Annotated in this window: 17 protein-coding genes; 7 read left to right on the top strand and 10 right to left on the bottom strand. The window is 67.6% G+C overall.

Annotated elements, in window-relative coordinates; translation table 11 throughout:
- Window positions 1-186 precede the first annotated feature (186 nt).
- A complete protein-coding gene (locus DL990_RS15100; RefSeq protein WP_158632624.1) occupies window positions 187-1,095 on the top strand; it encodes a LysR family transcriptional regulator in 909 nt (302 codons plus the stop codon).
- A 9-nt stretch (window positions 1,096-1,104) separates the two neighbouring features.
- Here the strand turns inward: DL990_RS15100 and DL990_RS15095 are convergent, their stop codons facing one another.
- Window positions 1,105-1,716: an RNA polymerase sigma factor gene (locus DL990_RS15095; protein ID WP_125799057.1), complete on the bottom strand. Its 612-nt coding sequence runs from the start codon at window positions 1,714-1,716 to the stop codon at window positions 1,105-1,107.
- Window positions 1,717-1,839: 123 nt separating this feature from the next.
- Here DL990_RS15095 and DL990_RS15090 point away from each other — a divergent pair, with 123 nt between their 5' ends.
- The 5 genes from DL990_RS15090 to DL990_RS15070 all read left to right on the top strand — a co-directional run bounded on the left by DL990_RS15090 (window position 1,840) and on the right by DL990_RS15070 (window position 4,627).
- Complete coding sequence (locus DL990_RS15090; RefSeq protein ID WP_125786753.1) at window positions 1,840-2,529, top strand: TetR/AcrR family transcriptional regulator; 690 nt, start codon at window positions 1,840-1,842, stop codon at window positions 2,527-2,529.
- Between the two features lie 177 nt (window positions 2,530-2,706).
- On the top strand, window positions 2,707-2,925 hold the full coding sequence (locus tag DL990_RS15085) for a LysR family transcriptional regulator (protein WP_125799056.1): 219 nt from the start codon (window positions 2,707-2,709) through the stop codon (window positions 2,923-2,925).
- A complete protein-coding gene (locus DL990_RS15080) occupies window positions 2,922-3,278 on the top strand; it encodes a S9 family peptidase (protein ID WP_125786755.1) in 357 nt (118 codons plus the stop codon). Before DL990_RS15085 ends, DL990_RS15080 begins: the two co-directional genes overlap by 4 nt.
- Window positions 3,275-4,321: a quercetin 2,3-dioxygenase gene (locus DL990_RS15075; protein ID WP_199746396.1), complete on the top strand. Its 1,047-nt coding sequence runs from the start codon at window positions 3,275-3,277 to the stop codon at window positions 4,319-4,321. Before DL990_RS15080 ends, DL990_RS15075 begins: the two co-directional genes overlap by 4 nt.
- A gap of 90 nt (window positions 4,322-4,411) precedes the next feature.
- Window positions 4,412-4,627 carry a hypothetical protein gene (locus DL990_RS15070; RefSeq protein ID WP_125786756.1) on the top strand — a complete coding sequence of 72 codons (216 nt, stop codon included), beginning with the start codon at window positions 4,412-4,414 and terminating at the stop codon, window positions 4,625-4,627.
- Here DL990_RS15070 and DL990_RS15065 read toward each other — a convergent pair.
- From DL990_RS15065 to DL990_RS15045, 4 genes are all read right to left on the bottom strand, one after another.
- A complete protein-coding gene (locus DL990_RS15065) occupies window positions 4,602-6,506 on the bottom strand; it encodes a P-loop NTPase fold protein (protein WP_125799055.1) in 1,905 nt (634 codons plus the stop codon). The two genes, DL990_RS15070 and DL990_RS15065, sit on opposite strands and share 26 nt — an antisense overlap.
- Before the next feature lie 205 nt (window positions 6,507-6,711).
- Window positions 6,712-7,635, bottom strand: a complete 924-nt coding sequence (locus tag DL990_RS15055) for an NADP-dependent oxidoreductase (protein WP_125786758.1) — start codon at window positions 7,633-7,635, stop codon at window positions 6,712-6,714.
- A 106-nt stretch (window positions 7,636-7,741) separates the two neighbouring features.
- Complete coding sequence (locus DL990_RS15050) at window positions 7,742-8,137, bottom strand: MerR family transcriptional regulator (RefSeq protein WP_125799054.1); 396 nt, start codon at window positions 8,135-8,137, stop codon at window positions 7,742-7,744.
- 22 nt (window positions 8,138-8,159) lie between these two features.
- Window positions 8,160-8,498, bottom strand: coding sequence for a helix-turn-helix domain-containing protein (locus tag DL990_RS15045; protein WP_125786760.1), 339 nt, complete (start codon window positions 8,496-8,498; stop codon window positions 8,160-8,162).
- A gap of 118 nt (window positions 8,499-8,616) precedes the next feature.
- Between DL990_RS15045 and DL990_RS15040 the strand changes: the two genes are divergently transcribed.
- Complete coding sequence (locus DL990_RS15040; protein WP_125786761.1) at window positions 8,617-9,315, top strand: alpha/beta fold hydrolase; 699 nt, start codon at window positions 8,617-8,619, stop codon at window positions 9,313-9,315.
- A gap of 185 nt (window positions 9,316-9,500) precedes the next feature.
- Here DL990_RS15040 and DL990_RS15035 read toward each other — a convergent pair whose 3' ends face one another.
- The 5 genes from DL990_RS15035 to DL990_RS15020 all read right to left on the bottom strand — a co-directional run bounded on the left by DL990_RS15035 (window position 9,501) and on the right by DL990_RS15020 (window position 14,322).
- A complete protein-coding gene (locus DL990_RS15035; protein WP_125786762.1) occupies window positions 9,501-9,878 on the bottom strand; it encodes a hypothetical protein in 378 nt (125 codons plus the stop codon).
- 517 nt (window positions 9,879-10,395) lie between these two features.
- Window positions 10,396-12,234: a LamG-like jellyroll fold domain-containing protein gene (locus tag DL990_RS15030; RefSeq protein WP_125799053.1), complete on the bottom strand. Its 1,839-nt coding sequence runs from the start codon at window positions 12,232-12,234 to the stop codon at window positions 10,396-10,398.
- Between the two features lie 164 nt (window positions 12,235-12,398).
- Window positions 12,399-13,787: a serine hydrolase gene (locus tag DL990_RS15025; protein WP_125799052.1), complete on the bottom strand. Its 1,389-nt coding sequence runs from the start codon at window positions 13,785-13,787 to the stop codon at window positions 12,399-12,401.
- Between the two features lie 87 nt (window positions 13,788-13,874).
- The gene (locus DL990_RS41830; RefSeq protein WP_233620495.1) at window positions 13,875-14,063 is read right to left on the bottom strand and encodes a hypothetical protein; all 189 of its coding nucleotides are present in this window, start codon (window positions 14,061-14,063) and stop codon (window positions 13,875-13,877) included.
- Window positions 13,978-14,322, bottom strand: a complete 345-nt coding sequence (locus tag DL990_RS15020) for a TetR/AcrR family transcriptional regulator C-terminal domain-containing protein (protein WP_233620478.1) — start codon at window positions 14,320-14,322, stop codon at window positions 13,978-13,980. Before DL990_RS15020 ends, DL990_RS41830 begins: the two co-directional genes overlap by 86 nt.
- Between the last annotated feature and the right edge of the window lie 16 nt (window positions 14,323-14,338).

Raw genomic sequence — 14,338 nt, 5'->3', positions numbered from 1 at the left:
CTGTGACGGATCACCGGGGCATGACGGCATGGCCTCCACCACCCGGTGCGGGCGGTGGAGGCCCGTCGGATCACGGATTCGTGCAGGAGCCCCAGTGCTGCCGAGTCTTGGTCACCCGACGTGCGGGAACAACGGCGAAACCTGCAACAATCGGTAACCCGCGCTTACCGATCGGAGGACACCGCCGTGGAGTGGAGGGAGCTCGAATGCTTCCTGACCTTGGCCGAGGAGCTCCACTTCGGCCGCACCGCCGAGCGGCTGTACACCTCTCGCGCCCGGGTCAGCCAGAACATCCAGGCGTTCGAGCGACGCATCGGAGCCCGCCTGTTCGACCGCACCAGCCGCAAGGTCGTGCTGACCGCGATCGGACGCCGTCTGTCCGATGAGCTCGAGGCCCACCACCGGGCGATCGTGGAAGCGATCGAGGACGCCCGCGAGGTGGCACGGGGACGCGGGAAACCGCTGCGTGCCGGATTCTCCGCCCCCTGGTGCGCCGAGCTGCTGAATCTGGCGGGCGATGACCTGCACACCGAGCACCCCGGCACGTTCGTCGACGTCCGGGAAATCCACCTGTCCGACCCGCTGGGGCCGCTGCGCGCCAGGGAGGTCGAGGTGCAACTGACCGAGTTCCCGGTGTCCGAGCCGGATCTGCGCACGTCGGCGCCGCTGATCGCCCAGCAGCGCTTCCTGGCGGTTTCCACCCGGCACCGCTTCGCCGAACGCGCCGCGGTCACCCTGGAGGATCTGGCAGGCGAGGAGATGATCGTGTTCGGGGACCTGATGCCGGTCTATCAGCGCGAGCATTTCTTCCCGCATCGAACGCCCGGGGGCAGACCGATCCGCCACACCCACGGCGTCCGGTACTGGCAGGACGCGATGTCCCTGGTCGCCGCGGGCAGAGGAGTGTGCGTCGCCGGCGGCGACGCCCGCCGGTACTACTTCCGGCCCGACATCACCTACCTGCCCATCAGCGACGCCCCGCCGATCCGGTACGGCCTCGTCTGGCGCCTCGACACGGAGAACGTCCGGCTGATGGACTTCATCGCCACCGTCGAGCGCCTCGCCGCCGGCCGCGGCGGCGAGCCGCAACCCTGACGCCTTTGCTCACAGCAGCGAAGTGACTACGCGGCTCGGGCACGCGCGCCTCTCGGTTTCGCCGTGCGCCTGGGCCTGGAGGTACGCCTGTCGCAGTCCTGCGCGGGCGCGGTGGGCCAGGGCGGCGACCCCGTTCGGCGACACCCCCAGAACCGGTGCCAGCTCGGCCGGCGTGCGGCCTTCGGCGACGGTGCTCCACAGCACCGCACGCCACCGTACGGGCAACGTGTGAAAAGCGGATCTGACCAGCTGATCGGTCGACGCCTGCAGCGCCGGCCCGTCGGCTCCTTCGACGTCCTCGGTCGCCGGGACCACCGCGTGGGGCTGGACGCGTAGCCGGTGACGGCTCCACTGGGCGGCGACGTGCCGCATCGTGACGACCAGGTACGGCCGCAGCTCATCGCGCGGTCCACCGCCGTCGCGGACCGCGGCGAGCACCCGCGTGAACGCTTCGGCCACGAGATCCTCCCGTTCGGCGGGCTGGTCGACCCAGCACGCGGCGATCCGGCGCAGCGGCCCGGAATGCCGCCGGAACAGCAGATCACCCGCCTCGAGGTCCCCGTCCCGGAGCCTCCCGAGCAGTCTCGCGTCCGGTGGGGCGTCGTCCACGGCATCCCACATCGCATTCTCCAGATTCCTGTTGATCAACAAGGGATTCGCGGCACGCACCCTCCGCAACGGAGTGACCGACAAAGTAACAGATACAACGGCGTATCCCCTACCCGTGACGGTAGGCTCGCGGAAGTGACCTCCCCTTCCGCGACCTCACGCTCCGGCGACGGCCGCGCGACCCGCTGGGTGGGGCAGCGGGAGCGCCGTCGTCGTGAGTTCGTCGAGGCGGCCTTGCGTGCGATCGCCGAACACGGACCGCGAGCGTCGACGGCACACATCGCCGACGAGGCCGGTGTCGCACGGCCACAGCTGTACAAGCACTTCGACGGCGCGACCGACCTGAAGCAGGCCATCGCCGACGAAGCCGCGCTACGCATCACCACCGCACTGCGGCCTGTATGGGAGCTGCGGGGAAGCGCGATGCAGCTGATCACCGTGGCGGTCGACGCGCACACCGGCTGGCTCGCCGAGAACGGCAACCTCTACCGGTACCTGAGCCTGCGCTCGCACGGCGACCGGAACGCGGTCGCCGACGTCAGGACCGTCATCGCCCGGCAACTCACCCAGCTGTTCGAGCACTACATGACGATGTTCGGAATGGACACCCGAATCGCGGAATCCGTCGCTTTCGGTGTCGTCGGACTCGTCGATTCCTGCGCCGCGCAATGGCTCGAGAACCCCCGCGACGTACCGAGAACCGAACTCGCCGCCCTGCTCATTCGCTGGATATGGCGGTTGCTCGACGACACCCTCCGCGCGGGCGGTGTCGAACTCGACCCCCACCTCACGCTGCCGCCGCCCCCGCCGCAACCCGCGCTCTGACCCGATGCCGCTCAGCTTAACTTGATCAACTCGTTGACCTGCGGTTTTCTTGGCGATGGCGATGGACTCCCCAGCCGCGCCACCCTGGTCACGACCGCAACGACGCGAAGCAGGCACCCATGATCAACCTAAGCTGAGCGGGCATTGCGCTCTGACCGGCCTGGACAGGCAGGAAACGTGGACCTCACCATTCATCACCTCCGGTGCTTCATCGCCGTGGCGGAGGAACGTCATTTCGGCCGCGCCGCGGCCCGGCTGCATCTGAGCCCTTCCGCGATGAGCGAGCAGATCGCTTCACTCGAACGAGGACTTGCCCGCACGCTGTTCCGGCGCACCTCACGCAGCGTCGAACTCCGGCGCATCTGCCGGAGCTCGCCCGGCAGGCCGGTCCCTTGACCTGGGTCGGCGCCGAGGCACCGCCGTTCCAGCTCTCCCACGGCACCGGGGACGTGCTCGTGCCACACCGGCAGAGCGAACGCCTGCACGCGGCACTCGTGGCCGCCGGTGTGCCGAGCGAGCTGTACCTCCTGGACGGGTACCGGCACGGTTTCCTCAATCCGCCCGGCCGCCTCGACGTCGCGCTCGCCGGGGTGATGGACGACGGCAGGCTGGCGGCGGAAGGCACCGCGTCCGCCCTGCGGCGGACTTCGGCCGCCGACGGCGAACCGGCCGCGTTCGGGTTCTCCGACATCCACGACTTCTTCCGCAGGCACCTCACGACCCGTTCCACGACAGGAGAAGCCCGGTGACAACGCCCGATCCGGAGACCATGCACGGACTCGCTCCGGTCGTCAACGCCCTGCCCGGCGAACCGGTCCCCTACTACCTCGCCACCGGTGAGGGCCTCCGGTACGAAACCGGCGGTCTACTGTGGACGGTCGTCGCCCGGACCGAGGACACCGGAGGCCTTTTCGACGCGGCGTTCGTACTCGGCCCGCGCGGAGCGGAGATCCCTTTCCACAGCTTCGCCGTCCACCAGCGGTCCTATTACGTCTTCGAAGGCTGCGCCCAGTTCTGGCTGCCGGGCGAGAGCCGGATCCTGGTGCCCGGCGACTCGGTACACGTCCCGCCGGGCACACCGGTGGCCTGCCGCATGCTGAGTCACCTGACCAAGGTGTTGCAGTACTCCGCCCCCGGCGGGGTCCTGGACGGACTCCCCGGGGCGACGGCAGACGTCGAGCGGCACCTCTACGCCGCGGGAGCGGTGATCGGGGGCGAAGTCCCGCCGGGGGCGACGCCGCACGACCTGCCGCAGGTGGCCCCCGGTGACGCGTGGGACGACACTTTGCCCTCCGGCACCGAGGGTTACTTCCTGCGAGCCCGCACCGGCGACCGGCGGGGCTGGCCGGACGCGGTGAACTCGTTCCTGGCCAGGGGCCGCAACACCGGAGGCCGGTACTTCGCGGTGAACACCCTCGCCGCGCCGCAGCCGTACATCATCCGGCACTTCCACCGGCGGCACACCGAGAACTTCCTGTGCCTTTCCGGCCGGATCTGGCTGTGGGTCAACGGCGAGGAGCTCCTCCTGACCCCAGGAGACTTCCTGCACGCCCCACCCGGCACCGTGCACAGCTTCGCCGTCACCGCGCACAACACCCAGCTGCTCGGCCTGCTCACTTCGGACGTCTTCGAACCGTTCTTCGACGTGACCGGCGTGCCGACCGAAGACCACGTGCACACCGAGGGGCTCATCGACCCGTCGGTGGTGATGGGTGGCATGCGAGTCAACCAGGACCTCGACGTCGTCGTGGCCGGTGGCCCGCCGGAGCGCGTCCGGGCGGCCGGCAGCTGAAAAGCGGTAGCGTGTGCCGAACGAACCGAAGGGAATCCGGGCACTGTGACTCGTCGATTGTCAGCAGGCGACCGCCCCGGGATCAAAGGCTTGCTCGGTCCCATCTGCCTCGTGCTCAGCCTGCTCGGCTGGCTGCTCCCCTACGGCGAAGTGGCCTCGGCACTGGCCTTGGCCGCCGGAGCGCTGTCGATACTGACCGACCGCCAGTATCGACTGGACGGCCTTGTCATCGCAGGCGTCTGCATCGCCGCACTCCAGCTCTTCTTCGGGCTGCTGCTGTTCACGATGGATCTGGCCGGCCACTGACGACTGACCGCGAGGACGCCGTGCTGCTGCCTGAATCGGGTGTGACGGCCGACCATTCGAGGTAGGCGCCGCAGCTCGGGCAGAACGCGTCGCTGAGATGGCCTGATGAGCCGCAGGCTGAACACACGACGACGCGATCGTTGTTCGTCCCGCCTCCCGGCGGGCCCGACAACCCCATCGGCGCCAATGAGGGGAGGCGTTCGCGGGTGCGTCGCAGCAGGTCCGCGCGTTGGTGCGGAGCACCGAGGCTCCAGGCGAGGGAGAACAGGCCGTTGTCGCGGGACAAGGCGATCACGCCTTCGGGGACGTTCTTTTCCAGCCGGGTCAACACGTCCTCCGCCGACTCGCCGTCGACCGGCGCGGCGAGACCGGTGATCCGGCAGAGCCATTCGACTTGCTCACGATCCATGTCGCTGCCGGCGCGAACGGCCGCGCGGAGGCGGGCGAGTTCGATGAGCTGGCCGAGCATGTCCTGTTCGGGCTCGACGAGGATCAGCCGGAACAGACTGGGAAAGTACATGCGCAGCAACAGGATCTTGATGTGCTCGTCCGAGCGTAGCCGGGAGGAGTGGCCGTCGATCTGGTGTGAGAGCACGAAAGTGTTGAGGAACCGCTTGAGCCGCCGTGGATTGCGTTCACTGCGCTGGACGAGCAGAGACAGGTCTTCGTCGGCGAGCAGATGCGCGATGCCGGAGGCGTGGGCGCAGGCACGCGCCAGGTCAAGCGACCGTTCGGGGTCCGGGACGGGAACGACGTAGTCGACCTGGATGATCTTTTCCAGGTAGGCACGGCTGAGGTCGGCGGAGGAGGCGTGTTCGCTTTGGGCGAGCGCGTCGCCGACGATCGCCGGGTCGTAACCGATGACGAAGGTCAGCCCCGGGGCGTCGAGATAGAGACGGATCGCTTCGAAGACCTGGACGATGTTCTCCGGGGAGCATCGGTCGAGGTCGTCGATGAAGACCACGAGCATCCGCCGCTGGTCGAGGGGGCGGTTCTTGTCGGACCAGGCGGCGACGGCGTCCTGGATCTCCTTGCGGATCCGGTTGCGCTGTGCGGCGTCGACCCGGAAGCGTTGCCACAGGTCGTCGGCCAGTGCCCGCAGGCCGACCCAGGAGGCCAGGACGACGAACGGGGTGGCGAGCCACGAGGAACGCCGGGTGCGACGGAGGATCCGGCGGAGCACACTGGGATCGAGCTGGTCGAGCACCGACCGGATGAGGCCGGTGAGCGCGTTGGTGCCTTCCGCGGTCCAGGCGTTGAACCAAGCGACGCGGATCCGCCCGCGATGTTCCTCGGCCCGGTCTTCGATGGCGTGGCGCAGCAACTGCATCAGGCTGCTTTTGCCGACGCCCCAACCGCCCTGGATGCCGATCGTGAACGGCGTGACGGCACGCGCGTCGAGAAGAAACCCGGCCATGCGTTCGGCGATGACGCGATGCTCGAACATGTCCTCATCGGGGTCGATCGGATGGTCGCTGAGCAACGCGAACCGTGGCGGTGCGGGCTTCGAGGCCTGGACGCGCGCAGCCCTGTCCTCACCGGAGTCGACCTCGGACTCGCTCGGGACGGTCAGCTCGATACGCCGATGTGATTTCGTGTACTCGCCGCGGGCCTCGACCACCAACCGGGCCTGCGTCTGCTCGTTGAGCAGTACCGGGATCGTCCAGACGTGATCGCCGCGGGGATACACGGCCTGGCTCACTCGCTGAAGTGACTCGGGGATCGAACCGCCGTCGGCGCGGAAGGTCACATCGAACAGCTCCACGATGTCGCTCGTGTTGAGCAGCCGCACTTCGACCGGATACGGCTGGTCGTACTCCCGCGGGCCACCGACCACCCGCGCGGTCAGCCGCGGCGGATTCGGATCTTCGGCACTCATCACGCTCCCGATTCTGAAAGCTCATCCCCCGCAACGATGGAGCATGCGGCCCCCTGATGTCCGGCCGGCGAGTGGCCACCGCAAGGGTATCCGGGATGCGGTGGGCCACGGTGGACCTCGCGACGGTGCGGGACACCAAGTCGTATCTGGCGCGGCTGGTGACCCGTCAGGCGCTCAACGCGTCGAGAGCGCACCATGACGACCGTCATGCCACTTTGATGACGACCTTGCCCGAAGCGTGGCCGTTCTCGACGGTGGCGAGGGCGGCTGGGGCGTCGGAGAGCGAGTGGACCGCGGTGATCACGGGTGCGAGGACTCCATCGAGGGCCAGGCGGGCGGATCGCTCCAGGTTCCCGCGATCGAGGCGGCGCTCGACGAAACGCCCACCGAGCTCGGGTACCGACATGTCACCCACGGAGATGACGTTGCGGGGATCCCGGGCCAGCGGAGCGACCGCCCGCAGTGAGATTCCCCCGACCAGGTCGACGATCCCGCCGAAACCGTCCGGAACCAGCTCGCGTGCCACGGCGACGACGTCCTCGGCGGCGTAGTCGATGAACCGCACCCCGATGGCTTCGGCGTGCTCGCGCTTGGCGGCACTCCCGGTGCCGATCACCAGCAGCTCGCGGCCGATGGCCAGCCGGGCGACGGCGAGGCCGACGCCGCCCCCGACCCCGTTGACCAGGACCGTGGCACCGGCCGGGAGGCCGAGCTGGTCGAGCACGTCCACCGCGGTCGTCCCGGCCACCGGCAGCGTTGCCGCGACGGTCGCGGACAGGCCCACCGGGATGCGCGCGGTATTCGGCGCGGACAGCACCGTCGTCTCGGCGTAAGTACCGCCACCAGTGAGGGCGAAGCCGAAAACCGTGTCACCAACCTCGAGCCCGTCGACGTCCTCGCCCAGGGCAAGCACGGTTCCCGCTGCCTCCATGCCCAGCACACGGGGGAACGGACGCCCGCCGTCGAGCCCGGGGACCAGACCCGAGCGCACCGCGTGGTCGAGAGGGTTCACACCGGCGGCATCGACCCGGATCAGCACCTCGCCGCGACCGGGGACGGGATCGGGACGATCGAAGAACTCCTGCACCTCGGGCCCGCCATGCTTGCCGAAACCCCACGCCTGTCCCATTTTTCGCCGTCTCCTGGGTGACCGGCCCGGTGGTTCCGGGCGCTGTCACCATCCTCACCGCTGACATCGGTGTAAGGGGCAAGCGGCTGAGGTGCGGGTCACAGCGTCAGGTCGGCTGTGCCACCGGTTCCGGGGCCGTGGACAGCGTCGCCCGGTGCCGGCTGTTGGCTTTGATCAGCACGTCCAGTGCGTTCCGGGTTTCGATCAGGTGCGCGATGTCGGCGTCGATCCGGTCGCGCTGGAGCATCATCAGCGTGAACGTCTCCTCGGCGACGCCGAGGTCACCGGGGATGTCCACGCACGGCAGCACGGTCGCGATCACCTGGCTGGACATACCCGCGTCGAACAGTTGCCGGATGAGCGACACGCGCTGGACCTCGGCGTCGGAATAGTGACGCTGCCCCGTGCCGGAGCGTGTGCTGGTCAGCAGGCCCTGCTCTTCGTAGTACCGCAGAGAGCGCGGACTCACGCCCGTGCGCTGGGACACCTCGCCGATCCGCATTCCCGCGAGCCTACGGCCTCCGTCAGCGGTTGTCGTATGCCGCGCGGGCGGCGTCGATATGCGGCAGGTGCGTGATGCTCCAGTCGAGCAGCGGTGCTGTGGCCTCGCGCAGGGTCCGGCCCATCGTGGTCAGCTCGTAGCTGACGTGTGGCGGCATGACGTTGTGGACCGTGCGTGTCAGGATCCCGTCGCGTTCCAGGTCGCGCAGTGTCACGGTGAGCATGCGCTGGCTGATGCCCTCGATGGCACGTTTGAGTTCGGTGAAGCGTCGCGGCCCGTCCTTGAGCATGCGCACGATCAGCAGCGCCCACTTGTCCCCGACGATCCCGAGCACTTCGCGGGCCTGACACGGGTCCTGCATGGTTACCTCCAGAGAACCGAGGCACTCGAAAGTGCCGTATTGCCCGGTGCTCGTCGTGGGGATCATGATGCTTCCGGTTACCAAAGGGTACCGAGGCACGAGGAGGAACCACACGCGCATGGCCACATTCCTGCTGATACACGGCGCCTGGCACAGCGGACAGGTCTGGAACCGGGTGTCCCCGCTGCTCGAGTCGGCCGGCCACCGGGTATTCGCGCCGTCCCTGACCGGCTACGGAGACAAAGCACACCTACTGGGCCCCGAGGTCGGGCTCCACACGCACATCGACGACGTCACCGGCCTGATCGAACACGAACGTCTCGACGACGTCGTGCTCGTCGGACACAGCTACGCCGGGATGGTCATATCGGGAGTCGCCAACCGGCTCCCGGAGCGGATCGCGCATCTTGTGTTCCTCGACGCGATGGTGCCCGAGGACGGCGAAACCGCGGTCGATGTCCTTCCGGTCACCAAACAACTCGTCGACCTCGCCGTGGACGGCTGGCGGGTTCCGCCGATGCCGGAGCAACCACCGCCGCTGGGCTTGTTCGGGGTCACCGATCCCGACGACATCGCCTGGGTGCGCTCGATGCTGTCGGATCAACCGGTCCGTTGTCTTGTGGAGTCCGTCCGGCTGGACAACCCGGCCGCGCGCACGATCCCGCGTACGCACATCCACTGCGTCGGAGGTCGTCCGGCGGGCATCACCCGGAGACCTGTCCCCGCGGGTGAGCGGATCCGGGAACTGCCGACCGGCCACGACTGCATGGTCACGACACCCGTCGAGCTCGCCGAGCTTCTGCGCGACACAGCCTGAGTCGCTGGCCACTGTGGACGAAACAGCCGCTACAACGAGCTGGCAGCAAATCAGGTGACCCTGAACCACGTCGAACACGCGAAACACCGGAGAACGAGAACTCGTCGAAGATCTCTCTGCCAAGCGCACGCGCGAGGCGGATCGCCCCGAGCTGTGCGGCATTCCCCAGCTGATGCCTGGTCTCCTCAGTCAGAGGCGTAGGCGGTGGGCTGCTTGATGCAATCGATGGTCCAATCCAGGGTGTCATCCGTCGGCGCAGGGTCCGGGGAGCGAGTAAGTGCCTGCTCACGTCCGGTGTGGACCTGCTCACCGAGGGCCTCGGTGAGCAGGCCGCCCTTGGGCCGGGGAGCGCCGAATTGCGGCAGGTGACGCGTGTCCGCTCGAAGGCGTCGACGGCGGTGTCCCAGTCCGCTATCCGCTCCGCGCGCGCGTCCGGCTTGCGCGTCGTTGTCGATTCTCAAGGGGACAGAGACCCCGGCAGCGAGAGCAACCAGTGCCACGAACACGCCCGGCGCCGCGATGTACAGGTCGTACCACGGTGAGTGCTCGCGACTTTTCAGCATACGCGCTCGATCTCGATAGCCGACTTCTGCGAATTGCAGCCGTTCTTCGTGTCCACGGCGGCTTCACCGACTACTTGATGGACACCACACCTCAGCCTGTCCGCATCACTGACTCGGACGGAGAAATGAACGTACATACCTGCGTTGGGGGTATATTTCCCGATGTCGATGCCGTCTCCGGAGATAGCATCACTTTCCATTGCTCGCCATTTACTCGGTCGCACACCGGTGATGGGCTACGTCCATCACGAGAACCACGACGGGCTCGGCCTGCTCGTCCATCGCCTCGGATTCGTCGCGACCGGCCAAACGGTCCGTCTCGGCCCAGATGAGGCCCCGGGCTATCTCCGCCGCGACAGCGCGGGATACGCGACCGCCCGCGTTCTCAGCCTTCCTGACCCGGCGATGGCGCGTATCGCCAACGAACAGCAGCGCCTCCGTGACGGTTCGGGTGCACCTTCGCAGCGGTTCTCGGTTCGGCTCGTTGATCGAGAGACGCTTCCACCCGCGTCCGCGATCAGGTAGTGGTGAGGAACTGGTGCGGCCGCAGAGCACGAGCGACGATCCGGGTGTCCCCGATCCAACCGTGGAAACCCTGCCCGTAACGTCCGGCGAATTGCGTGGCACCGATGGCGAACGGCTTGCCCAACGTCGTGATCCCGCGGGAGGGCTCGCTCGCGTTCCTCGCGATCCTCGACCCGTCGACGTACATGGTCGTGTGACGGCCGTCGTTGACCACGGCCACGTGTGTCCAGCGCCCCAGCGGCAACGCGTGGCTCCAGGACGTCGGATCCGCGTCACGATCGGTCGGGTAGACCACGAACTGGAGGAAGTACTCGCCTGAGAGGTTGAGGCTGCAGGTCGGCTCGTCCGGCGACCAACCGCTGTGCTTGCCCGCGTCGCCGCTGCGACCCTCCCAGCTGAGGATGCCCATGAAGGCGTGATCGCCCACGAACGGCTCCGGGAGCTTGATGAACGTCTCGATGGTGTAGCCGTCCTCGAAACGCAGGCCGTTCACCGGCGCGGTCGCTCCCGCCCGCAGCACGGCACCGCGGTCCGGGTTCTTGCCGCCACCGAAGCGCAGGCTGGCGTGTGCGGGCTGGCCGAGATGATGGTCGGCGGAAAAAGTCAAGGCTTCCGGGCCACTCGCACCCAGCCGTTGAACGAAGAGATCGTTGCCATGTCCGGTGAGGTCACGGGCGACCGCTCCGGTGGCGACCGCCTCGCCGTCGCGACCACCAGAGAACCCTTCGGCGTCGAAGCGCCAGTACGCCACGGTATCCCGCGTCAGCACCGCGTTCGCGGGCCGGGACGGCGGCACCGCGGGCGGGGCGAACCCGGCGAACCGCTGTGCGAAGTCGATCTCCACGGTGAAGCGATCGGCGTCGCCGCTGAGCTCCAGTGTCTCCTCAACCAGCTTCGTGCGTTCCCGCGTTGGCAGACCGAGCAACCACGGGGAGAACGTCTCGACGTCGATCACGTTGCGGGCCAGGTCGAACGAGTAGTAACGGATCATCCCGGCGCCGCCGTAGTAACGGTCCTGATAATTGGTCAGGTGCAGGTGTACCGGGTGGCCCGCGTCATTGGTCAGTGTGGTGCGCCCGACGGGCCACCAATGTCCGTTGAGGGTCAAGAAGATCTGGTCGTTGCGCCGGATCAGCTTGTCCCACAGGTGTTTCCCGTGGTCGGACAGTTCCGCCCCACCGGCGCCGACCGGGGCGACCAGATCGTGGGTGGTGAGGATGACCGGTACGTCCCGGTGCTCGTCGATGACCCGTTGAGCCCAGGCGATCCCGCGATCGGACACCCGCCAATCCAGTGCCAGCACCAGCCAGGAACGTCCGGCCGCCTGGAATACGTGGAAGCTGTTGTACCCGTCGGGCGACGACCCGCCGTAAGTGGCCGATCGGGAGAACCGCCTCGGCCCGAAGGTGGCCAGGTACGGCGAGGCGCCTCGCTGGTCATCGCCCGACCGCACATCGTGATTGCCGGCGAGAACGCTGTAGGGCAGACGCCCGTCGATCGCGGAGAACACCCGGTCGGCCTGCCGCATCTCGGTGTCGGTGCCGTGCTCGGTCACGTCGCCGAGATGCGCCATGAAGGCGATGGTGTCTTCGCGGCGATGCCGCAACAGATGGGTGAGCGTCGCGCGCACCGGTGTGTCGTCGGTACCGCCTTCGTCGAACAGGTACTGGGTGTCCGGGAACACCGCGAGCACGAACCGCGGAGCCGAGCCGGCCGCGTCGACCTCGTCGGCCGCGGCCGTCTCCGGAATCGCCGCCGCTCCGGCGACGGCCACCGGGGTGGCCAGAGCGACCTGCAGCAGTCTCCGGCGGTTGACACCAACCTGGTCCATGACACTCCTTCGTTCGCTTTGCTAAGCACGTTCGTCCGAACAAGAGGACTGACGATGACCGGGAGCTGAACACCGGGGACCTGATTCCCGAATTGCTTCCACCTCTCGACTCCGCTGTCAGGGGCGCAGGCGGCACCATCACCGCGAAGCGCTCGCCCGGCAAGTCAAGTGCCGGCGCGGCGAACGGCGCGGCCGACATGCAGATAGAGCGCACGACCGGTGCCATCGTCACCGAGGAACGCGTGGGGCATGTGCATCCCACGATCGGCTTCGACCGGGATCAGCATGTCCCTGCGGTAGAAGACGAGTTCGGTACGTTCCGGCTTCTCGCCCATCTCCGCGAGCACACCCTTCGGCACCTGCTCGAGCCAGATCCGCCGATCGTCGTCCTGGCTAACCGTGAGATCGAAGACCTGAGCGGAATAGGTGCCGATGAACCGTTCGGCGTCGATCTTCCGCGGGGCGGAAGGCGGGGCGGGCAGCGCGGGCAGCCGCCTGCCGGTCAGCGCGTCGAGGACTCGGCCGACGACATCCCGGTAAAGCGACACGGTGTCCCCACCGTTGGTCAGCAGAGCGATGGCCACCCCGGCCTCCGGGACCATGCGCAGGAAAGCGCTTTGGCCGATGGTGGTTCCGTCATGGCCGATGATCGCGCCGGCGGGCGTGTCGAACCGTTCGAAGCCGAGGCCCCACGACGTTCCCATCAGGCCGAGATCGGGCAGGCTGACTTCGTGATCGTGCATCCAGGCGGCAGTTTCCGAAGCCAGCACCTGGGTCCCATCGGCAGCGCGGCCGTCCTCGATGTGCATACGCGCGAAGGCGACCAAATCCCGCGGCCGCATCGCGAACATCGAACCGGCGGGCGCGTTCGACCTCGCCATGGCCCACACCGGGGCGGGCAGGTAGCCCGAGCCCGGTTCCCTCTCGATATGCCCTATCGCGGCACGGAACTTGATCGCTTCGTAGGGATCGGTGGCCGCATGCGCGAGTCCGAGCGGCGCGATCAGGTGCTCGCGCAGGCACGCGTCGTACGGCTTCCCGCGCAGGACCTCGACGAGCCGTCCTAGTACGCAGTATCCGGCGTTATTGTAGGAGAATTGTTCACCAGGAGAAAAGAGCTGCGGCACGTCCCGCAGAAGCGCGACGTATTTCTCGACACAGTCGTCGCCGACTCCGGTGTCGGTGAAGATGTCTCCTTCGAAACCGGCGGTGTGATTCAGGAGTTCCCGCGCGGTGATCTGCTCCGCCGCATCCCGATCGGCGACACCGAACTCAGGCAGGTAAGTCCGGATCGGCCGGTCGAGCTCGATCTTTCCCTCGTCCACCAGCTGCATGACCAGCGTGCTGGTCCACAGCTTCGTGATCGATCCGATCTGGAAAAGGGAGTCCGCCGTCGCCTTGACCCCGGTCGCCTTGTTGAGCAGACCGGCCGCACCGTCGATGATCCGGTCACCCTGGAGCAGGGCCCACGCCGCGCCGGGAACGTCGTACTTCTCGAGTAACGACGGAAGCTGCTCGGTGAGCCATGCGCTCGTCTCGTCAAAGTCGCTCATACCTGACGATGATAGGAATCCGATTCCCCGGCGTGTTCGTCATCACCGACCAGTATGCCCAGGTGTTTTGGTCGGCTTCGACGAGCGTCAGCGCAAATCGGTGGTCATCAACTGAATCCCGCGCTCGAAGAGATCAGCGTAGTTCATCGTCGTGAAATGTTCACCGACTTCGGAAAGGTGCGAATAGGCCTCACCACCGGTCGTCGCCTGCTCCTCGAGCACATGTCCGGTCGTGAAATGCATGAGCAGCAACGCCTTCCAGCGCGGCCACCGCATCGAACCCCGCTTCGCGCAGCGCGCCCACGAGGGAGTCGGCCAGCCCCAGGGTGTTCGGACCGGTCGCATGCGTCCCCGCGTACACCCGCGCACCGTCGCGGTGCGTCAGGAGCGCCTCGCGAAACGCCCGCACCAAGGCCAGAACCCTTTCCCGAGGCGGCGCTTCGGGAACGACGGAGCAAACGCCCAGCCGGCGCGGGCCATCGAATCCGGACGTCGTCGACGATGAACAGGGCTGATCGACCGGTATGCGACGCATGAGGTTTCGGCGCGCG

Source organism: Amycolatopsis sp. WAC 01416 (genome assembly GCF_003947485.1).
Lineage (GTDB): Bacteria > Actinomycetota > Actinomycetes > Mycobacteriales > Pseudonocardiaceae > Amycolatopsis.
This window is presented reverse-complemented; position numbering and strand designations above follow the sequence as displayed.